At 72.2% G+C, this 19,852-nt stretch carries 17 protein-coding genes and 1 tRNA gene; 2 read left to right on the top strand and 16 right to left on the bottom strand.

Translation table 11 applies throughout. The features are described from left to right. The 9 genes from RWM17_RS05220 to RWM17_RS05180 form a co-directional block, all read right to left on the bottom strand. On the bottom strand, positions 1-585 hold a 585-nt coding region (locus RWM17_RS05220), incomplete at its 3' end, for a DUF501 domain-containing protein (protein WP_399540115.1). Continuing rightward, on the bottom strand, positions 582-1,118 hold the full coding sequence (locus RWM17_RS05215) for a septum formation initiator family protein (RefSeq protein WP_314101962.1): 537 nt from the start codon (positions 1,116-1,118) through the stop codon (positions 582-584). The genes RWM17_RS05215 and RWM17_RS05220, both read right to left, overlap by 4 nt. Positions 1,119-1,250: 132 nt before the next feature. Beyond that, a complete protein-coding gene (gene eno / locus RWM17_RS05210) occupies positions 1,251-2,531 on the bottom strand; it encodes a phosphopyruvate hydratase (protein ID WP_314101960.1) in 1,281 nt (426 codons plus the stop codon). A 98-nt stretch (positions 2,532-2,629) separates the two neighbouring features. Beyond that, positions 2,630-3,874, bottom strand: a complete 1,245-nt coding sequence (gene hisS, locus RWM17_RS05205) for a histidine--tRNA ligase (RefSeq protein WP_314101958.1) — start codon at positions 3,872-3,874, stop codon at positions 2,630-2,632. A 597-nt stretch (positions 3,875-4,471) separates the two neighbouring features. Beyond that, on the bottom strand, positions 4,472-5,149 hold the full coding sequence (locus tag RWM17_RS05200; protein ID WP_314101957.1) for a MazG nucleotide pyrophosphohydrolase domain-containing protein: 678 nt from the start codon (positions 5,147-5,149) through the stop codon (positions 4,472-4,474). Between the two features lie 64 nt (positions 5,150-5,213). After that, positions 5,214-8,864, bottom strand: a complete 3,651-nt coding sequence (mfd, locus tag RWM17_RS05195; protein WP_314101956.1) for a transcription-repair coupling factor — start codon at positions 8,862-8,864, stop codon at positions 5,214-5,216. Between the two features lie 95 nt (positions 8,865-8,959). Then, complete coding sequence (gene pth / locus RWM17_RS05190) at positions 8,960-9,547, bottom strand: aminoacyl-tRNA hydrolase (RefSeq protein WP_146903974.1); 588 nt, start codon at positions 9,545-9,547, stop codon at positions 8,960-8,962. A 103-nt stretch (positions 9,548-9,650) separates the two neighbouring features. Further along, positions 9,651-10,286, bottom strand: coding sequence for a 50S ribosomal protein L25/general stress protein Ctc (locus RWM17_RS05185; protein WP_146903971.1), 636 nt, complete (start codon positions 10,284-10,286; stop codon positions 9,651-9,653). Between the two features lie 224 nt (positions 10,287-10,510). Then, on the bottom strand, positions 10,511-11,032 hold the full coding sequence (locus tag RWM17_RS05180; protein WP_314101954.1) for a gluconokinase: 522 nt from the start codon (positions 11,030-11,032) through the stop codon (positions 10,511-10,513). 220 nt (positions 11,033-11,252) lie between these two features. Between RWM17_RS05180 and gndA the strand changes: the two genes are divergently transcribed. Further along, positions 11,253-12,656: an NADP-dependent phosphogluconate dehydrogenase gene (gndA, locus tag RWM17_RS05175; protein WP_399540117.1), complete on the top strand. Its 1,404-nt coding sequence runs from the start codon at positions 11,253-11,255 to the stop codon at positions 12,654-12,656. A gap of 148 nt (positions 12,657-12,804) precedes the next feature. On the opposite strand, the gene RWM17_RS05170 is transcribed toward gndA, so the two are convergent. From RWM17_RS05170 to RWM17_RS05155, 4 genes are all read right to left on the bottom strand, one after another. Continuing rightward, positions 12,805-13,782, bottom strand: a complete 978-nt coding sequence (locus RWM17_RS05170; RefSeq protein ID WP_314101950.1) for a ribose-phosphate diphosphokinase — start codon at positions 13,780-13,782, stop codon at positions 12,805-12,807. Between the two features lie 41 nt (positions 13,783-13,823). Continuing rightward, positions 13,824-15,257: a bifunctional UDP-N-acetylglucosamine diphosphorylase/glucosamine-1-phosphate N-acetyltransferase GlmU gene (gene glmU / locus RWM17_RS05165; RefSeq protein WP_314101948.1), complete on the bottom strand. Its 1,434-nt coding sequence runs from the start codon at positions 15,255-15,257 to the stop codon at positions 13,824-13,826. A gap of 127 nt (positions 15,258-15,384) precedes the next feature. Then, on the bottom strand, positions 15,385-15,879 hold the full coding sequence (locus RWM17_RS05160; RefSeq protein WP_314101947.1) for a hypothetical protein: 495 nt from the start codon (positions 15,877-15,879) through the stop codon (positions 15,385-15,387). Positions 15,880-15,961: 82 nt separating this feature from the next. Further along, positions 15,962-16,033, bottom strand: a tRNA-Gln gene (locus tag RWM17_RS05155). A gap of 222 nt (positions 16,034-16,255) precedes the next feature. Here RWM17_RS05155 and RWM17_RS05150 point away from each other — a divergent pair. Further along, the gene (locus RWM17_RS05150) at positions 16,256-16,855 is read left to right on the top strand and encodes a MarR family transcriptional regulator (RefSeq protein ID WP_314101945.1); all 600 of its coding nucleotides are present in this window, start codon (positions 16,256-16,258) and stop codon (positions 16,853-16,855) included. 186 nt (positions 16,856-17,041) lie between these two features. Here RWM17_RS05150 and RWM17_RS05145 read toward each other — a convergent pair whose 3' ends face one another. The 3 genes from RWM17_RS05145 to RWM17_RS05135 all read right to left on the bottom strand — a co-directional run. Then, entirely contained in the window at positions 17,042-18,856 is a 1,815-nt protein-coding gene (locus RWM17_RS05145) for an ABC-F family ATP-binding cassette domain-containing protein (RefSeq protein ID WP_314101943.1), read from the bottom strand. 64 nt (positions 18,857-18,920) lie between these two features. Then, positions 18,921-19,481: a molybdenum cofactor biosynthesis protein MoaE gene (locus tag RWM17_RS05140; protein ID WP_314101941.1), complete on the bottom strand. Its 561-nt coding sequence runs from the start codon at positions 19,479-19,481 to the stop codon at positions 18,921-18,923. Beyond that, positions 19,474-19,852: molybdopterin-binding protein (locus RWM17_RS05135; RefSeq protein ID WP_314101940.1), on the bottom strand; the 379-nt coding region annotated here is incomplete at its 5' end. The genes RWM17_RS05140 and RWM17_RS05135, both read right to left, overlap by 8 nt.

Raw genomic sequence — 19,852 nt, 5'->3', positions numbered from 1 at the left:
GCCCGCACCGGTCGCCGCGCTCGGAGCGCTCCCGTCGGCCGCCGCCGCCTCGTCGCTCGCATCGCCGCCGGCCTCGCCCAGGTAGTCGCCGCAACGGCACACGTCGGGGCTCCAGCTCGAGCGCTCGACGGCGAGGTCGCCGAGCGGGTTGACCCCCGGACCCGCCGAGAGGCTGTGCCCGGCGAGGGCGTGCAGGCACTTGACGCGCTCGGGCATGCCCCCGGCCGTCACGTGCGCGATCTCGGCCACGTGCTCGATGCCCTCGCGGTCGGCGAGGTAGGCGTCGTGGGCGTCGTGGTAGCGCCTCCTGAGGTCGTCGTCCGCGGCGAGCAGCTCGGTCAGCTCGGCCATGACGCCGTTCGCCTCGAGGGTCGAGATCGCGGCCGTGGCCCCCGGGTGGCACAGGTAGTAGAGCGTCGGGAACGGCGTGCCGTCGCCGAGGCGCGGCTTCGTCGCGACGACGGTCGGGTTGCCGCAGACGCAGCGTGCGGGGATGCCGATCACGTCGCGGGCGGGGCGACCGAGCATCGCGGTGACGAGCTGGACGTCGCGCTCGCTGACGGGCTCGAAGGGAGGGGTCGTCACGGGGTGCCGCCTGTCGTGGAGGACGGCAGGGGCGCGCCGCCGATGTCGGGCGCGACCAGCTCGGTCGCGGGTTCGTCGCTGAGGCCGGCCTCGATCACGGACGACATCATCGCGGCGACCCAGTCGACCTGCGGGGTCTGGAGCGTGTCGCTGATGGGCGCCTGCGACGGCGCCGCCGCGTCGGCGTCCGCACCCATCACGAGGTAGCTGTACTCGCCGGGGTAGACGTAGAGCAGCCGGTCTCGGGCCTGGGCCTCGATGTACGCGGGGTCGCTCCACCGCGCGACGTCGCCCTGGAGGTCGTCGACGTCGTCGCGCTGGTCGCGCACGTCCTGCTGGAGGGCCGCGATCTGCTGCTGCTGCTGGACCAGGGTGCGGAGCGACGGCGCGAGCACGACAACGAACAGCACGAGGATGACGAGCATCAGCAGGCTGAAGCCGGAGAAGCGGATGCTGCGGAGCCAGCCGCCCGCGACGGTCTCGCGCGACGCGAAGGCGACGGGCACGCGTCGGGTCGGGGACTCACGGGGCATGCTCCCGAGGGTAGACGACCCGCGAGGGGGCAGGGTCACGGAACGCCGAGAGGCCCGCTCCCCAGGGGGAACGGGCCTCGGTGCAGGGACCACGTCGAGGACGTGGGCCCCGACGGGCACGGCTCTGTGGCGCTACGCCGAGAAGCGCGGGAACGCCGAGTAGCCGGCGTACCGGGCTGCGTCGCCCAGCTCCTCCTCGATGCGGAGCAGCTGGTTGTACTTCGCGACGCGCTCGCTGCGGGCGGGGGCGCCCGTCTTGATCTGGCCGGCGTCGGTCGCGACGGCGAGGTCGGCGATCGTCGTGTCCTCGGTCTCGCCCGAGCGGTGCGACAGCACGGTCGTGTAGCCGCTGCGCTGCGCGAGCGAGACGGCGTCGAGCGACTCGGTCAGCGTGCCGATCTGGTTGACCTTGACGAGGATCGAGTTCGCGGCGCCGGCGGCGATGCCGCGGGCGAGGCGCTCGGGGTTCGTGACGAACAGGTCGTCGCCGACGATCTGCGTCTTGGAGCCGATCTCGCTCGTCAGGTGGGCCCAGCCCTCCCAGTCGTCCTCGTCGAGGGGGTCCTCGATGGTGACGAGCGGGTAGGCCGACACGAGGTCGGCGTAGTAGCCGGCGAGGAACGCGGAGTCGCGCTTCTCGCCCTCGAACGTGTACGAGCCGTCGGCGTAGAACTCGCTGGAGGCGACGTCGAGGCCGAGCGCGATGTCCTTGCCGGGGGTGAAGCCGGCCTTGGTGATCGCCTCGACCAGCAGGTCGAGCGCGGCACGGTTGCTCTCGAGGTTCGGCGCGAAGCCGCCCTCGTCGCCGAGGCCCGTCGACAGGCCCTTCGACTTCAGCTCGCTCTTGAGCGCGTGGTACGTCTCGGCACCCCAGCGGAGGGCGTCCGCGAACGACGTCGCGCCGATCGGCAGGATCATGAACTCCTGGATGTCGACGTTGCTGTCGGCGTGCGAGCCGCCGTTGATGACGTTGAGCATCGGCACGGGCAGGGTGTGCGCGTTCGGGCCGCCCAGGTAGCGGAAGAGCGGCAGGTCGGCCGAGTCGGCGGCGGCGCGGGCGACGGCCAGCGAGACGCCGAGGACGGCGTTCGCGCCGAGGCGCGACTTGTTCTCGGTGCCGTCGAGCTCGATCATGGCGGCGTCGACGAGGCGCTGGTCGGTCGCGTCCATGCCCTCGACCTCGGGGCCGATCTCGTCGATGACGGCGGCGACGGCCTTGAGGACGCCCTTGCCGAGGTAGCGGCTCTCGTCGCCGTCGCGCAGCTCGTAGGCCTCGAAGGCCCCGGTCGATGCGCCCGAGGGGACGGCCGCGCGCGACACGGTCCCGTCGTCGAGCAGGACCTCGACCTCGACCGTCGGGTTGCCCCGCGAGTCGAGGATCTCGCGTGCGCCTACTGCGTCGATTTCTGCCACGGATGAACTCCTTAGTCGTCGGTGTGCGTGCGGGGCACGCGGTCGTGTCGATCCTAGCCGCGCGGGCCGACGCCGAGCGGGGCGGGGCGGGGCGGGGGTCAGCCCAGGGGCCGCACCTCGAGGTCGTCCGGGGCTTCTCCCCCGCGCACCGCGACGAAGCGCCGGAACCCGGCCGCCGCGAGGGCGTCGAGCTGGCCCCCGACGTTCTTGGCGCGCTTCTGCAGCCGGACCCGCGCCTCCCCACGGGACACCAGGGCCTTCTGCAGGGCGAGCAGCTCGACCGGCGCGACCGCCTTGTCGTAGAGGACGACGAGGCCGTCGTCGTCGGCGTCGTCGAGCTCGACGAGGTCGACGATCCGCTCGAAGCCGAGCGAGAAGCCCGCGGCCGGCACGTCGGTGCCGAGGAACCGCCCGATCATGCCGTCGTAGCGACCGCCCCCGCCGAGGGAGTACGAGAAGTCGGGGTGCGCCACCTCGAAGATCGTGCCCGTGTAGTAGCCCATGCCGCGCACCAGGGTCGGGTCGAAGACGAGCCTCGCCTCGGGCAGGGCCGCCCGGAGCGCCAGCAGGTCGCCGAACGCCCCTTGGTCCAGCCAGGCAGGAGGCGGGGAGGCGCTCGCCGAGTCCCAGGTCGCGTCGCCGAGCTGGGCCAGCTGCTCGGCGATGCCGGGCGCCTCGACGCCGATCGACACCAGCTGGGCGGCGACGCCCTCGACGCCGATCTTGTCGAGCTTGTCGATCTCGAGGAGCGCACGGTCGTGCAGCTCGGCCGGCACTCCCCAGTGCGACAGCACCCCGAGGAGCACGCGACGGTCGTTGACCCTGATCGTGGTGCCCTCCAGTCCGAGGGCGGCCAGGACGGCGGTGGTGGCGGAGATCAGCTCGATCTCCGCGAGCTGGCCGGCCTCGCCCAGGATGTCGATGTCGCACTGGACGAACTGGCGGTAGCGCCCCTTCTGCGGCTTCTCGGCCCGCCACACCGGCGCGATCTGCACGCTGCGGAAGACGGTCGGCAGCTCGGCGCGGTGGGAGGCGTAGAAGCGGGCCAGCGGCACCGTGAGGTCGAAGCGGAGGCCGAGGTCGGCGAGCTCGAGGGCGGACGAGGCCGCCCGCAGCGCCTCGTCGTCGAGACCGCGTCGGAGCACCGCGAAGACCTGCTTCTCGTTGTCGCCCCCCAGGCCCGAGAAGAGGTACTCGCTCGACTCGACGACGGGGGTCTCGATCTCGTCGAAGCCGTGCGCCCGGTAGACGTCTCGGACCACGGAGAGGACCCGCTCGCGGCGGCGCTTGTCGGCGGGCAGGAAGTCTCTCATCCCGCGCGGCGGGGTCACGTGTGACGGCATCAGACCATCATCCCAGAGCCGGCGGACGACGATCGCGACCAGAGCTTGCCCATATTTCACATTGCATGTACTGTCGAGGTGTCGGCGGAGCGAATCGGGTTGCGCAACGCCGACCTGGCGCCCGCCTTCCCTGCGGTGGGGCGTCGCGACGGACCGGGCTCTACGCCCGGTCCGTCATCCCGTCGTCAGCACTGCCCGACACGAGTGGTCGAGGTTGGCACCGCGCGGCAAGCCCGCCAGCTCTGTGCGACCTCTTTCCGTGCAGCCCCTTCCGCATCCGGGGCAGGGGGGCGCGCCTGGTGAGCCACGGCGCGAGGCGGGCAAGCCAGAACCAAGGTCCCGCCCGCACCGTACGCCGCCGTGTCGGTTGACATGTCACGCTTCACGGGTTACATTCATGGAGTCGTCACGGTGCTCGTTCTGGACTGATCCCCAGGAGAAACGAGCGCCCTGTCGACGGTGTGGTCTGTCGTCGGTTCGTCGCGAGACACCCGCGTCTTCCCAGGCGCGTGGGCCTCCCGTCCCGGCCTGACCACGCGCGGGCGCCTCCCTGTTCGGGTCAGGGAGGCGCCCCCTCCCCGTCGGGTCCGTCCCTGGTCAGGCGCCGTCGCGGCGTGGCTCCACGGCCCGCAACAGCGTCTCGCGCTCTCGTACCGCTCGGCGCAGGGCTCGCTCGGCGTCGATGCCGTCCCGACCGGCCTCGTCCACGACGGCGAGCAGATCACGCCCCCAGACGAGCTCGGCGTCGTCGGCCGTGTCCGCAGCTCGCCCGGCGGCCGGAGCCGCCCCGGCGGCGACGCGCCTGCCCTCCAGCTTCTGAGCGCGGGACAACGCCGGCAGCCCGCGTGGCACGCCGTCGTACGCGCTCGACCGGCTCGCCTTCTCGACGGCCTTCGCAGCGCTCCAGAGACGGACGATGTCGTCCACGTCGGCCGCGTCCTCTCCGCCGAACACGTGCGGGTGCCGGCGCACGGTCTTGAGCCGGACGTCGCGCACGACGTCGGCCAGGTCGAAGGCACCGTCGGAGGCGCGGGCCGCGATCGCAGCGTGCAGGACCACTTGGTAGAGCACGTCGCCGAGCTCCTCACGACGATCGTCGACCGTGCCGTCCTCGATCGCCTCGACCAGCTCCGCGCACTCCTCGACCAGGTAGGTGACGAGCGACTCGTGCGTCTGCGCGCGGTTCCACCCGCAGCCGCCCTGGTCGGCGAGCAGCGCCTCCACCACGTCGGAGAGCTCCCGGACCTCGGCCTCGAGTCCTGTGTCGTCGTGCACCGCTCCTCCTCGTCTGACCGCCGGGGTCGTCGGGGACGGGCAGCCGGGAGGGCCGCCCGTCGTGTCAGGCCGTGGGGGCGACGCCGCCGGCGGCGGGCCGCGGCACGTCCGCGCCGTAGATCGAGGTCATCAGCTGCTCGACCCAGAGGATGAGCTCAGCGTCGACCAGCCCCTCCCCGTGCCGCACCGGCAGGGGGACGCTGACCGAGTTCGTCTGGCCGAACCACCGAGCCCCCGGGTAGAGGCGCTGCAGGCGCACCTGCATGCTGTCCGCCAGGTCCGCCCCGGCGACGCGCAGGTTGCTGCCCATGACGACGACCTCGCTGAGCCCTGCCTTCTGCGCCGCTCGCCGGAGGCGGGAGACCTCGATCAGCGCGAGCACCGAGGCGGGCGGCGTGCCGTAGCGGTCGGTGAGCTCGTCGAGCACCGAGTCGATCTGGTCGTCGCTCGAGGTCGGGGCGCTGGCCGTCGACAGCTTCTGGTACGCCTCGAGCCGGAGGCGCTCGCTCTCGACGTACTCGTCGGGGATGTGGGCGTCGACGGGCAGCTCGAGCCGAAGCTCGGTCTGGCCCTCGGCCACGTCGCCGCGGAACGCGCCGACCGCCTCGCCGATCATCCGCAGGTAGAGGTCGAAGCCGACGCCCGCGATGTGGCCCGACTGCTCGCCGCCGAGCAGGTTGCCGGCTCCGCGGATCTCCAGGTCCTTGAGGGCCACCTGCATGCCGGCGCCGAGCTCGTTGTTGGCGGCGATCGTCTCCAGCCTGTCCTGGGCGGTCTCGCTCAGGGGCTTGTCCGGGTCGTACAGGAAGTACGCGTAGCCGCGTTCACGGCCGCGACCGACCCGACCACGCAGCTGGTGCAGCTGGCTGAGGCCGTACTTGTCGGCCCGGTCGATGATCAGGGTGTTCGCGTTGGCGATGTCGAGGCCGGTCTCGATGATGGTCGTCGAGACGAGCACGTCGAACTTGCGCTCCCAGAAGTCGACCATGACCTGCTCGAGGGTGGACTCGGCCATCTGGCCGTGCGCCACCGCGACCCGCGCCTCCGGCACGAGCTCGGCGATCTCGGCGGCGACCCGGTTGATGCTCGAGACCCGGTTGTGCACGTAGAAGACCTGGCCCTCGCGCAGCAGCTCTCGTCGGATCGCCGCAGCCTTCTGCCGTTCGCCCTCGGGCCCCACGAAGGTGAGGATCGGGTGCCGGTCCTCCGGAGGCGTCGCGAGGGTCGACATCTCGCGGATGCCGGTCACGGCCATCTCGAGCGATCGGGGGATCGGCGTCGCGGACATGGCGAGGATGTCGACGTTGGTCTTGAGCTTCTTCAGGGCGTCCTTGTGCTCGACGCCGAACCGCTGCTCCTCGTCGATGATCACCAGCCCCACGTCTTTGTACGCGATGCCCTCGCTCAGGAGGCGGTGGGTGCCGATGACCATGTCGACCGTGCCGTCGCCGAGCCCCTTGATGGTCTCCTTGCTCTCCTTCGCGGACTGGAAGCGGCTGAGGCTCCGGAGGTGCACGGGGAACCCCGCGAAGCGCTCGCTGAACGTGTCGAAGTGCTGCTTGACGAGCAGCGTCGTCGGCACGAGCATCACGACCTGCTTGCCGTCCTGGATCGCCTTGAAAGCGGCCCGCACGGCCACCTCCGTCTTGCCGTAGCCCACGTCGCCCGAGAGCAGGCGGTCCATCGGGATCGGCCGTTCCATGTCGGCCTTGATCTCGTCGATCGTCGTCAGCTGGTCGGGCGTCTCGGCGAACGGGAAGGCCTCTTCGAGCTCGCGCTGCCACGGGGTGTCGGGCGGGAACGCGTGCCCCTTCGACGCCATCCGCGCCGAGTACAGCTTGACGAGCTCGACCGCGATGTCGCGGACCGCGCGGCGCGCCTTGCTCTTCGCCGAGGCCCAGTCGCTGCCGCCCATCTTGCTGAGCGGGGGCGCCTCGCCGCCGACGTAGCGGCTGAGCAGGTCGAGCTGGTCGGTCGGGACGTAGAGCTTGTCGCCGGGGTAGCCGCGCTTCGAGGGCGCGTACTCGAGCACGAGGTACTCGCGGCTGTTCTTGACGGCGTTGCGGCCGCCGGACGAGACCTCGCGGCTGGTCAGCTCGAGGAACTTGCCGATGCCGTGGGTCTGGTGCACGACCACGTCGCCCGGCTTGAGCTGGAGCGGGTCGACGACGTTCTTGCGACGGCTCGCGAGCTTCTTGACCTGGCGCGAGTCGTAGTTCGCGGAGCGGCCGTAGAAGTCGCTCTCGCCGAGCACGGCGATCTTGGCCGAGGGCAGCTCGAAGCCGGCCTCGACTCCCCCGGCGACGAGGTGCACGACGCCCTGCTCGAGCTCGTCGGGCAGAGCGTCGACGAGACGAGCAGCGACGCCCTGCTCGGACAGCACGTCGCGGGCACGCTCGACGAGCCCGGTTCCGCGTGCGGTGACGACGACGCTCCACCCGTCCTGCACGCGGCCGACGACGTGGTCGAGCGCGCCCTCGGCGTGCCCGCTGAAGCTCGGCACGGGTGCGGCCTCGACGCGGACGTAGTCGCCTGCCGCCTGCGCCGCCTCGTCGTCGGTGAGCACTTCGCCCGAGTCGAAGCCGCTGAACGTGAACCACGCGCGGTCGCCGGCCGCGGCCCGCAGGTCGCGGAGGGCGAGGAAGTCGCCGGCGTCGAGGTCGATCGGGGCGGCGGCCCCGGCGGTCGCGGCGTTCCACGCCGCGGACAGGAACTCGCGGTTCGTCTCGGCGAGGCTCTTGGCCCGCGACTGCACGCGCTCGGGCGAGAGCACGGCGACGGAGGCGCCCGCCGGCAGGTAGTGGGTGAGCGGGACGAGGCGGTCGACCAGGGCCGGCGCCAGCGACTCCATCCCCTCGACCGGGATGCCCTCGGCGATCTTGGCGAGCATCTGGGCGAGGCCCGGGAACTCGTGCTGCATCTCGCGAGCACGCTGGCGCACGGGCGCGGTGAGCAGCATCTCGCGGCTCGGCGGCAGCTCGACCGTGCTCACGACACCCTCGAGGCTGCGCTGGTCGGCCACCGAGAAGGTGCGGAGCTGATCGACCTCGTCGCCGAAGAAGTCGACGCGCACCGGGTGCTCGGCCGTCGGCGGGAACACGTCGAGGATGCCGCCGCGCACCGCGAACTCGCCCCGCCGGGTGACCATGTCGACGCGCGCGTAGGCGAGGTCGACGAGCTGCAGGGCGATCGCGGAGAGGTCGTGGCCCCGGTCGCCGATGGTCAGCACGACCGGATCGATGTCGGCGAGGTTGTCGGAGACGGGCTGCAGGGCCGCGCGGACGCCCGCGACGACGACGAGCGGACGCACGCCGTGAGCCGCGTCGGCGGTCGAGCCCGCGGCGGCGGCCGTGGTCGCCGCCTCCGCCTCGGCCGACCAGGCGGCGAGGCGACGGAGCGCGTGGATGCGCTTGCCCACGGTCTCGGCACTCGGGCTGAGGCGCTCGTGCGGCAGGGTCTCCCACGCGGGGAACTCGATGACCTCGGCGCCCGGCACGTAGCTGGCGAGGGACAGGCGGACGGCCTCGGACTCGCGACCGGTGGCGGTGACCACGAGCATGGCCTGGGGCCCGGCGCGCCTGGCGAGCAGCCCCGCGAGGAGCGGCACGCGCAGGCCGTCGACCACCGAGTAGTCGGTGCTGCGCTCGGCCCGGTCGAGGGCGGAGGAGTACGTGGAGGCGCGCGAGAGCGCCTTGATCATGCCCGCGAGTATCACCGGACAAGGCTACTCGGCACAGCCGACAGTGCGCCGGTCCGCGGTGCCCCGCCCTGGTGCGGCGAGCAGCAGGGCGCGGGCGAGCAGGGCCCCGGTCAGGCCTTCGCGGTGTGGAACTTGAGCTGCGCCGCGGTGAGGCCGTCGGAGACGATCATCTCGACCGCGTCGGCGGCGTCGCCGAGGAGCAGCGGGAGCTCCTTGCGCTCGGTCGACGAGAAGGCCTTGAGCACGTAGTCGGCGGCGGGCTGCCGGCCGGGCGGACGACCGATGCCGACGCGCACGCGCAGGAACTCGTTCGAGCCGGTGGCGGCGATGATGTCGCGCAGGCCGTTGTGGCCCCCGTGGCCGCCGCCCTGCTTGAGCTTGATCGAGTCGAAGTCGATGTCGAGCTCGTCGTGGACGACGATCAGCCGTGACACGTCGAGGTCGTAGTACTTCAGCAGCGCGGCCACGGGCCCGCCCGACAGGTTCATGAAGCTGCGGGGGGCGGCGAGGACGAAGCGGGGGCCGCCCGGCTGGGGGCGGCCCTCCGCGACGCTCGCGTTGGTGCGGTGGTTCTTGAAGCTCGCCGACAGGCGGTGCGCCAGCTCGGCGAGCACCATCTGTCCGACGTTGTGCCGGGTGCCTGCGTAGTCGGGCCCGGGGTTGCCGAGCCCGACCACGAGCCACTGCGAGTCGTCCACGGGATGGTCCTCCTCGGGAGACACGCGGGGCTGTCAGGCGGTCGGCGTCGCGGACGACGCCGTGGTGCGGGTGGTGCGGGTGGTGCGGGTGATCCGACCGGTGCTACTCGGAGCGCTCTTCGTCCTCGATCGAGGGCACGTCGCCCTCGGCCTCGGCGGCCTCGCCCGACTCGTCGTCGACGGCGTCGGTGGTGAGGTCGAGCTGCGGGACGGAGACGCTCGTGATGAGCACCTCGGCGTCGGTGACGAGCGAGGCGCCCTCGGGGAGGACGACGTCGGAGGCGTGCACCTGCGCGCCGTCCTCGAGGCCCTCGATCGAGACGACGACCGACTGCGGGATCGCGGTGGCCGAGACCTCGAGCGTGATGGCGTTGAGCTCGACGACGTGGATCGTGCCGGGAGCCGACTCGCCCTCGATGTGGACGGGGACGTCGACCTCGACCTTCTCGCCCTGGCGGACGACGATGAGGTCGATGTGCTCGATGACCTGCTTCACCGGGTCGCGCTGGATGTCCTTGACGAGGGCGAGCTGCTGGGTGCCCTCGATGTCGAGCGTGATGAGCGCGTTCGAGCGGCGAGTGATGAGCATCGTCTCGTGGCCGGGCAGCGTGACGTGCTGGGGGTCGGTGCCGTGGCCGTAGATGACCGCGGGGATCTGGTCGTTCGCGCGGATCTTGCGGGCCGCGCCCTTGCCGAAGCTGGTGCGGACGAGAGCGGACAGGGTGTTGTCGTCAGCCATGGATGTCTCCGTTTCTGCGGGCCTGGCGGCCCGGGATGTGTGGGTCGATGTCAACTCGAACGCAGATCGCGTGAGGAGGGACCTCGCAGCCGTGGGGACGATGTCACGAGACCGAGTGCCTGCCTACCGCGTCGATAACGGGTGCCGGAGCACCCCTCGCCGAAGTCGACCCCTACGTTACAGGGCACCCGGGCGCGTCGCCAACCCGCGGACGTCGGCGACCGTCAGCGCTCCCCGAGCCGGGCCAGCGCCTCCGCGACGATCTCGTCCGGACCTGCGGACACGTCGACGCCGAAGCCGGGCTCATCGTCGCCGAGCGGCTCGAGGGTCGCGAACTGCGAGTCCATCAGCCCGGGCGGCATGAAGTGCCCCTTGCGTGCCTTCTGCCGCTCGGCCACCAGCTCGCGGACGCCGGTGAGGTGCACGAACCGGAGGCGCGGGTCGCCGCCGCGGAGCACGTCCCGGTAGCGGCGCCTCAGCGCCGAGCAGGCGACGACCACGCCGTCCTCCCCGGCGTCGCGGATGCGCTGCGCGACGATCTCGAGCCACGGCGCCCGGTCGTCGTCGTCGAGCGCGTGGCCGGCGGCCATCTTGTCGCGGTTGGCCTGCGGGTGGAGGTCGTCGGCGTCGACGAACGGGACGCCCGCGGTGCGGGCCAGGAGCTCCCCGACCGTGGACTTGCCGGAGCCGGACACCCCCATCACGACGACGGGCGGGATCGGGGCGGGCAGCGGTGTCTCAGGCACGGGGACCTCTCGGTGTCGGGGACGGCGGCGTCCGGACCAGCGTAGACGCGCCTCCTCGTGTCGTCCGCGCCCCGGAGGGCACTGACGGTGCTTGTCGGGGGTGCAGGACGGAGGAATAGTGTGCGGGGGTCATCGACCGCAAGGAGGCACCGTGACCGAGCACGGAGAACAGTCCACCCCCACCGCCCAGGCGAACATCGGAGTCGTCGGCCTGGCCGTCATGGGATCGAACCTGGCCCGCAACCTCGCCAGCCGCGAGGGCAACACCGTCGCCGTCTACAACCGCTCCCCCGGGCGCACGGACACCCTGATGGACGAGCACGGCGACGCCGGCTTCGTCGCCTCGAAGTCGATCGAGGACTTCGCCGCGTCGCTGCAGAAGCCGCGCACCGCGATCATCATGGTCCAGGCCGGCAAGGGCACCGACGCCGTCATCGACCAGCTCGCCGACCTCTTCGAGGAGGGCGACATCATCGTCGACGGCGGCAACGCGAACTTCCAGGACACGAGGAGGCGCGAGGCAGCCCTCAAGGAGCGCGGCCTGAACTTCGTCGGCGCCGGCATCTCCGGGGGCGAGGAGGGCGCCCTCAAGGGCCCGTCCATCATGCCCGGCGGCTCGAAGGAGGCGTACGAGACCCTCGGCCCGATCCTCGCGTCGATCGCGGCGGTCGCCGAGGGTGAGCCGTGCGTCACGCACATCGGCTCCGACGGCGCCGGCCACTTCGTCAAGATGATCCACAACGGCATCGAGTACGCCGACATGCAGCTCATCGCCGAGTCGTACGACCTGCTCCGTCGCGTCGGCGGCCACGAGCCAGCCGACATCGCCGCCGTGTTCGAGGAGTGGAACAAGGGCGAGCTGGAGTCGTACCTGATCGAGATCACCGCCGAGGTGCTGCGCCAGGTCGACGCCAAGACCGGCGGACCACTGGTCGACTCGATCGTCGACGCGGCCGGCTCGAAGGGCACCGGCGTCTGGACCGTGCAGAACAGCGTCGGCCTGGGCGTGCCCGTCGGCGGCATCGCCGAGGCCGTCTTCGCCCGGGCCGTCTCGTCGAAGCCCGACCAGCGCGCGGCGGTGCAGGCGACCCTGAAGGGCCGGCCCGAGGTGCAGGAGGCGGGCGACGGCTTCGAGGACGACGTGCAGAAGGCGCTCTACGCGTCGAAGATCGTGGCCTACGCCCAGGGCTTCGACGCGATCATCGCGGGCGCGCTCGAGTACGACTGGGACATCGACAAAGGTGCGGTGGCGAAGATCTGGCGCGGGGGCTGCATCATCCGCGCGCAGTTCCTCAACCGCATCGTCGAGGCGTACGAGAAGGACTCGACCATCGCGACGCTGCTCGAGGACGACTACTTCGCCGCCGCCGTCCGCGACGGCGAGCAGGCCTGGCGCCGCATCGTCGCCAAGGCCGCCCTGTCGGGCATCCCCGTGCCCGGGTTCGCGTCGGCGCTGTCGTACTACGACTCGCTCGCGTCCGAGCGCCTCCCCGCCGCCCTCATCCAGGGCCAGCGCGACTTCTTCGGCGCGCACACCTACGAGCGGGTCGGCGAGGACGGCGTGTTCCACACGCTGTGGTCGGGCGACCGCTCGGAGATCGAGACGGAGCCGTCGACGCACTGACGCGGTGACGTCGAGGCGCCTAGGCGTCTGGGCGTCGACAGGCAGAACGGCCGTGGCCGGGATCAACCCGATCACGGCCGTTCTGTTCGCGCAGGCGCGATGGTGCTCGTGGGCCCCGTCGGCTGTGCCTTCTGGTTCGATGAAACGGCTACGCCGCTCCATCGAACATCGACGTGACGCTGCCGTTGTCGAAGACCTCGTGGATCGCGCGGGCGATCAGCGGGGCGATCGGCAGGATCTCGAGCTTGTCGAACTTCTGGTGGTCGGTGAGCGGCAGGGTGTCCGTGACGACGACCGAGTCGATGAAGTCGCTGCTGAGGATCTCGGGCGCCGGGTCGCTGAAGACCGCGTGGGTCGCGGCGACGACGACGCCGATCGCGCCGGCGGCCTTGAGCGCCTCGGCGGCCTTGACGATGGTGCGGCCCGTGTCGATCAGGTCGTCGACCAGCAGGCAGACCCGGCCCTCGACCTCGCCGACGATCTCGTGCACGGTGACCTGGTTCGGCACGAGCGGGTCGCGGCGCTTGTGGATGATGGCGAGGGGGGCGTCGAGCTTCTCGCTCCAGATGTCGGCGACGCGGACGCGGCCCATGTCGGGCGACACCACGGTGAGCGTGCTGGTGTCGAGCTTGGTGCGGAAGTGCTCGAGCAGCACCGGCATGGCGAAGAGGTGGTCGACCGGGCCGTCGAAGAAGCCCTGGATCTGCGGAGCGTGCAGGTCGACGCTCATGATGCGGTGGGCACCCGCGGCCTTGAACAGGTCGGCGACGAGACGGGCGGAGATCGGCTCACGGCCGCGGCCCTTCTTGTCCTGGCGGGCGTACGGGTAGAACGGCGCGACGACCGTGATGCGCTTCGCCGAGGCGCGCTTGAGGGCGTCGACCATGATCAGCTGCTCCATGAGCCACTCGTTGATCGGGGCCGAGTGCGACTGGATGACGAACGCGTCGGCGCCGCGGACGCTCTCGTCGTAGCGCGCGTAGAGCTCGCCGTTGGCGAAGGTGCGGGCGTCGGTCGGGATCAGCTCTGAGCCGAGCTCCGACGCGATCTGGTTCGCGAGCTCGGGGTGCGCACGCCCCGAGACCAGAACGAGTCGGTTCTCGCCGGTGATCTTGATTCCGGACACGTCACTCGCTCTCCGGCCCCTGAGGGCCAACCCGACAGGGGTCAGTCGGTCGTTCGTTCGGCGCGGGCGGCGGCCTCGGCCGCCGCGGAGCCGGGGCGGTTCGCCTCGACCCATCCGCTCGCATTGCGCTGTGGGGCGATGCTCAACGCCAGCGCGCCGGCCGGCACGTCCTTGCGGACGACCGTCCCTGCGCCTGAGTACGCTCCGTCGCCAATCCTAACGGGGGCGACGAACACGTTGTGCGACCCGGTGCGCACGTTCGACCCGACCTCGGTGCGGTGCTTGTGCACCCCGTCGTAGTTGGCCGTGATGGTGCCGGCGCCGATGTTGCTGTCGGTGCCGACCTCGGTGTCGCCGATGTAGCTGAGGTGCGGCACCTTCGAGCCTGCGCCGATCTCGGCGTTCTTGGTCTCGACGAAGGTGCCGATCTTGCCGCCCTCGCCGAGCACGGTGCCCGGACGCAGGTACGAGAAGGGCCCCACGGAGGCGCGGGCCCCGATCACGGCGAGGGTCGCGTCGGTGCGCTTCACGACCGCGCCCTCGCCGACCTCGGTGTCGACGAGCGTCGTGTCGGGACCGACGACGGCCCCCGCCGCGACGTAGGTGGCGCCCTTCAGCTGCGTGCCGGGCAGCAGCTCGACGTCGGCGCTGAGGGCGACGTCGCGGTCGATCCAGGTGGTCTGCGGGTCGACGATGCTGACGCCCTCGCGCTGCCAGTGCTCGACGATGCGGTCGTTCAGGCGGCGGGCCGCGGCGGCGAGCTGCACGCGGTCGTTGATGCCCTCGAGGCGCCAGGTCTCGTCGACCGCACGCGCCGAGACGCGCTCGCCGGCCGCCGTCAGCAGCCCGACCACGTCGGTCACGTACTTCTCGTTCTGCGCGTTGGCCGAGCCGACGCGGGGCAGGTGCGTGCGCAGGGCCGCGACGGTGAAGGCATAGGTGCCGGAGTTGATCTCGCGCAGCTGCCGCTCCTCCTCGCTGGCGTCCTTGTGCTCGACGATGCGGTCGACGTCTCCGGACGAGCGCCGGACCACGCGGCCGTAGCCGTGCGCGTCCGGGAGGACCGCCGACAGCAGCGTCGCGGCCGCCGCCTCCGTGCGGTGCTGCTCGAGGAGCGCGCCCAGCGTGGCGTGGTCGAGGAACGGCACGTCGGCGCTGACGACGACGACGTCGCCCTCGAAGTCGGCGGGCAGCGCCTCGACGGCCTGCTCGACGGCACGACCGGTGCCGGGCACGTCGTCCTGGTCGACGATGACGGCGCCGGGCGTCGTCTCGACGATGCTCGTCACGACGAGGTCACGCTCGTGCCGCACGACGGCCACGAGGTGCTCGGGCTGCAGCGCCCCCGCGGTCTCGAGCACGTGCTGGATCAGCGGCAGGCCGGCCAGCCGGTGCAGCACCTTCGGCGTCGAGGACTTCATGCGCGTGCCCTGTCCTGCGGCGAGGACGACGACGGCGAGGCTGCGTTCGGGCATGGGGCTCCTAGTAGGTGGGGTCGTGCGGCGATCATCGGCGATCCTCCCACGGGCGGCGCAGGAGGCGCAGGTCGGCCTGGCGTGTCCGGGCGGCGCGCGGTGGGTCGGGCGCTGTGGAGGGGAGACCTCAGCTGCGGGCGGCGCGCACGACGGCGGCGGTGCCGCCGATCGCGATCGTGTCCTCCAGCAGGGCGACGACGAGGTCGGGCAGGCCGGTCCTCTCGACGAGGGCCTTGCGACCGAGGTAGCCGGCGAAGCTGCCGACGACGGCCCCGGCGGCGCCGAGCAGGGCGCCGTGCACCCCTCGGTCGGCGCGGAGGTCGGTGGTCCCCATCGCGAACCCGACGACGGCACCGGCGGCGACACGACCGAAGATCGCGCCGCCCGAGATGCGGCTGGGCGTCGAGGGCAGCTTGTCGCCGACGAGCTCGCCCGCGCCGGCGGCCACGAACACGGCACGCCCGATCGACGAGCGGAACACCGCCCACTCCTGCCAGCTGCCGGTGAGGGTGCGGCTGTCGCGGCTGAGGGCGAGCGCCGCGAGGGGCGTCGCCGAGCGGGAGCCGGTGAGGACGCCGAGCAGGGCGGCACGGGCGAGCGGGGAGAGGGCGGTGGTCGACATGGGCGCAGGCTATCGAGAGCCGGGGCCGCCGGTCCGGATCGGGTGCCGGACGCACGCCTCCGCCGGCGCGTCGACTCATCGGCTCCGCCACCAGGATTCGAACCTGGACCTAACAGCTCCAAAGGCTGTCGTGCTGCCGTTACACCATGGCGGACCGCGCCCGGGGCGCAGGGTCGATTCTGTCAGACGGCGCCTCGGCCGTCGCTGCCGCTGCCGCTGCCACCGTCGCCCATGGCCGCACCTCTGCACGTCGAGTGCGGGTCAGCGTCGTCCAGGGCGGGTCAGCGTCGTCCAGGGCGGGTCGACGCGGACCCGCCCTCGACCGCGATGACCCGCCCTCGATGTCCGGGAGGAGGTGCGCTGCCATGATGAGCAGATGCCCGAGGCCGATCAGGACGACGAGCGCGAACAGCGCGAACCTGGCGAGCGCGAGCGCGAGCGCGAGCGAGAGCAGCAGGGCGGCGCCGGGCCGCAGGGCGGTGCCGAGCCGCGCGACGAGGTCGACCGGATCGTCGCGGCATGGTCGCACGAGCGTCCCGACCTCGACTTCGCCCCGCTGCACGTGCTCTCGCGCGTCGGCCGCCTCGCGAAGCACCTCGACCGCGCCCGACGCGACGCTTTCGTCGCCAGCGACCTCGAGCAGTGGGAGTTCGACGTGCTCTCCGCGCTGCGCCGGGCCGGCGGCCCCTACGAGCTCAGCCCGAAGGCCCTGCTGCAGCAGACGCTCGTCTCGAGCGGCGCCATGACGAACCGCATCGACCGGCTCGTCGCGCGCGGCCTCGTCGAGCGACGCACCGACCCGAACGACGGTCGTGGCGTCCGGGCACGGCTGACCCGGGCAGGGGGCGACGCGGTCGACGCGGCGATCGAGCGTCTCCTCGCTGCTGAGCGCCGCCTCCTCGCCGACCTCGGCCCGGTCGACGAGCAGCGGCTCGGCGACCTGCTGCGGCGTCTCAGCCTGACGCTCGGCGACTGACCCGGCCGACCCGGCCGACCCGAGCGACCCGGCCGACCCGGCGGACCCGGCTTACCCGACGCACCCGAGCGGCCAGGCTGATCCGAGCAGGCTCGGCGAGTGGTCGATCACTGTCGCTCCGGGCCTCGCGAGAGACCGGGACCGACCACTCGGCGAGCCCCGCGGCGCTGCGGCGCCAGGGAGCCCCTACGCGAGCAGCTCGCTGAGCTCGAGCCAGCGCACCTCGAGCTCGGCCGTCTTGTGGTCGAGCGCGGTGAGCTTCGCCTGCAGCGCCGCGAGGCCGTCGAAGTCGGACTGGTCGAAGCCCGCGAACTGCTCGAGCAGGCCGCTGCGCTCGGTCGCCGACTTGGCGAGCTTGCGGTCGATCGAGCCCAGCTCCTTCTCGGCGTTGCGCTTCTCGGCGCCCGACAGCCCCGACGCGGCGGCCGCGGCGGCGACCGACGACTGCGCCCCCTGGACGGCGGTCGGACGGTCGGTCGCGCCGCCCTGGGTGTCCGTGGCCTGCTTGCGCAGGGCGAGGTACTGGTCGACGCCGCCGGGCAGGTGCCGGAACTGCCCGTCGAGCACCGCGTACTGCTGGTCGGTGACGCGCTCCAGCAGGTACCGGTCGTGCGAGACGACGAGCAGGGTGCCGGGCCAGCCGTCGAGCAGGTCCTCCATCGCGGCGAGCATGTCGGTGTCGAGGTCGTTCGTGGGCTCGTCGAGGATGAGCACGTTCGGCTCGTTGAGCAGGATCAGCAGGAACTGCAGACGGCGCTTCTGCCCGCCCGACAGGTCCTTGATCGGCGTCTGCAGCTGCGCGCTGGTGAAGCCCAGGCGCTCGAGCAGCTGCCCGGGCGTCATCTCCTTGCCGGCCGTGACGTAGGAGGTGCGCTGCCGGCCGATCAGGTCGTTCACCTTCTCGTTCGCCACCTCGTGCAGGTCGGCGAGCTGCTGGTCGAGGATCGCGAACTTGACCGTCTTGCCCTGCTTGACCCGCCCCTCCGTCGGCTGCACCTCGCCCGTGACGACCTTGAGGAGCGTCGACTTGCCGGCCCCGTTGACGCCCAGCACGCCGGTGCGCTCGCCGGGGGCGATGCGCCACTCGACGCCGTGCAGCACCAGCTTGTCGCCGAACGAGACGCCGACCTCGACGAGGTCGACGACGTCCTTGCCGAGCCGGGCGGTCGCCATCTGCGACAGCTCGACGGCGTTGCGGGCGGGCGGCTCGTCGGCGATCAGCTCGTTCGCCGCGTCGATGCGGAACTTGGGCTTGGTCGAGCGGGCGGGCGCACCACGACGAAGCCACGCCAGCTCTTTGCGCATCAGGTTCTGGCGCTTCGACTCGGACGCCGCGGCCGAGCGGTCACGCTCGACGCGCTGCAGCACGTAGGCCGCGTAGCCGCCCTCGAAGGGCTCGACGATGCCGTCGTGCACCTCCCACGTGTCGGTCGAGACCTCGTCGAGGAACCACCGGTCGTGCGTCACGACGACGAGCGCCCCCGACGAGGGCGACCAGCGGCGACGGAGGTGCTCGGCCAGCCAGGCCACGCCCTCGACGTCGAGGTGGTTGGTGGGCTCGTCGAGGAACAGGACGTCCCAGTCGCCGACGAGGAGGCGCGCGAGGGCAACCCGACGACGCTGGCCGCCCGAGAGGTCGCCGAGCCGCGCCTCCCACGGGATGTCGGTCGCGAGGCCCGAGATGACGTCGCGGATGCGGGCGTCGCCCGCCCACTCGTGCTCGTCGCGGTCGCCGACGATCATCCGGCCGACCGTGTCGTCGTCGGGCAGCACGTCGCGCTGGTCGAGCATGCCGATCGTGAGGCCGCGGCGGGTCGTGACCCGGCCGTCGTCCGGCTCGAGGCGACCGGCGAGCACGGACATGAGGGTCGACTTGCCGTCGCCGTTGCGGCCGACGACGCCGATGCGGGAGCCCTCGTCGATGCCGAGCGTCACCCCGTCGAGGACGACCTTGGTCGGGAATTCGAGCTTGAGGTTCTCTGCGCCTAGTAGGTGTGCCACCCGACGAGCGTAGGCGACGACGGCTGACCGGCCGGACCGCGTCCGCGGCGCCGCCCGGCTGCACTCAGCCCAGCGACGCCGTCCACTCGTCGGGGCCGTCCGTGAAGGCCTGGCGCTTCCAGATCGGCAGGCGCTCCTTGACGAGGTCGACGAGCGCCGAGCAGGCGGCGAAGGCCTCGGCGCGGTGAGGCGAGGCGACGGCGCAGGCGAGCGCCACGTCGCCGATCTCGAGGTCGCCGACGCGGTGCTGCACCGCGACCGTGACCGCGGGGTGCTCCGCCGCGATCTGCTCGGCGACGGCGCCCATGACGTCGCCCGCCGACGGGTGCTGCTCGTAGTGCAGAGCGGCCACGTCGCGACCGCCGTCGTGGTCTCGGACGACGCCCTCGAACGTGACGATCGCCCCGGAGGCGCGGCTCGCCACGATCACGGAGCACTCCGCTGCCGACAGCACCGTCTCGACCACCTCGGCGAGCAGCACCCGCCCGCTGGGGCCGGTCGGGGTCGCCACCGCGTCGGGGTCCCCTCCCTCGGCCTCGAGGACGGCGTCGGCGGCTGCCTCTTCTCCCGCGGCGCTGAGGGCAGGGCCCTCGACGGGTCGTGCGCTGTCGAGGGAGTCAGTCATGAGCGCCTCCGGAGAGCTGGTCGAGCAGGTGGTCGATCAGGGGGTCGAGGACGGCGAGGCCGTCGCGCACTCCCCCGCGGGAGCCGGGCAGGTTGACGACGACCGTGCGGCCGGCGACGCCGGCCAGCCCCCTCGAGAGCAGGGCCGTGGGGGTGGCGGCCGTGCCGCGCCTCCTCAGCTCCTCGGCGATGCCGGGGATCTCGCGGTCGAGCAGCGGAGCGGTCTGCTCGGGGGTCCGGTCGGTGGGCGTGAGGCCCGTGCCGCCGGTGGTGAGCACGACGTCGACGCGCCGCGCCAGGGCCGCGGCGAGCGCCTCGCCCACGGGGGCGCCGTCGGCGACGACGACCGGCGCGCCGGCGGGCCCGCCGCGG

Origin of the sequence: uncultured Frigoribacterium sp., assembly GCF_963515265.1 — a bacterium.
Lineage (GTDB): Bacteria > Actinomycetota > Actinomycetes > Actinomycetales > Microbacteriaceae > Frigoribacterium.
The sequence above is the reverse complement of the archived record's forward strand: the minus strand, read 5'-3'. Positions and strand labels throughout refer to the sequence as shown.

Coding starts and splice junctions, on each gene's coding strand:
- RWM17_RS05150 (WP_314101945.1), top strand. CDS start 16,256: ATGCCCGAGGCCGATCAGGACGACGAGCGCGAACAGCGCGAACCTGGC.
- glmU (WP_314101948.1), bottom strand. CDS start 15,257: ATGCCCGAACGCAGCCTCGCCGTCGTCGTCCTCGCCGCAGGACAGGGC.
- RWM17_RS05140 (WP_314101941.1), bottom strand. CDS start 19,481: ATGACTGACTCCCTCGACAGCGCACGACCCGTCGAGGGCCCTGCCCTC.
- gndA (WP_399540117.1), top strand. CDS start 11,253: ATGGGATCGAACCTGGCCCGCAACCTCGCCAGCCGCGAGGGCAACACC.
- RWM17_RS05160 (WP_314101947.1), bottom strand. CDS start 15,879: ATGTCGACCACCGCCCTCTCCCCGCTCGCCCGTGCCGCCCTGCTCGGC.
- hisS (WP_314101958.1), bottom strand. CDS start 3,874: ATGCCGTCACACGTGACCCCGCCGCGCGGGATGAGAGACTTCCTGCCC.
- RWM17_RS05185 (WP_146903971.1), bottom strand. CDS start 10,286: ATGGCTGACGACAACACCCTGTCCGCTCTCGTCCGCACCAGCTTCGGC.
- RWM17_RS05215 (WP_314101962.1), bottom strand. CDS start 1,118: ATGCCCCGTGAGTCCCCGACCCGACGCGTGCCCGTCGCCTTCGCGTCG.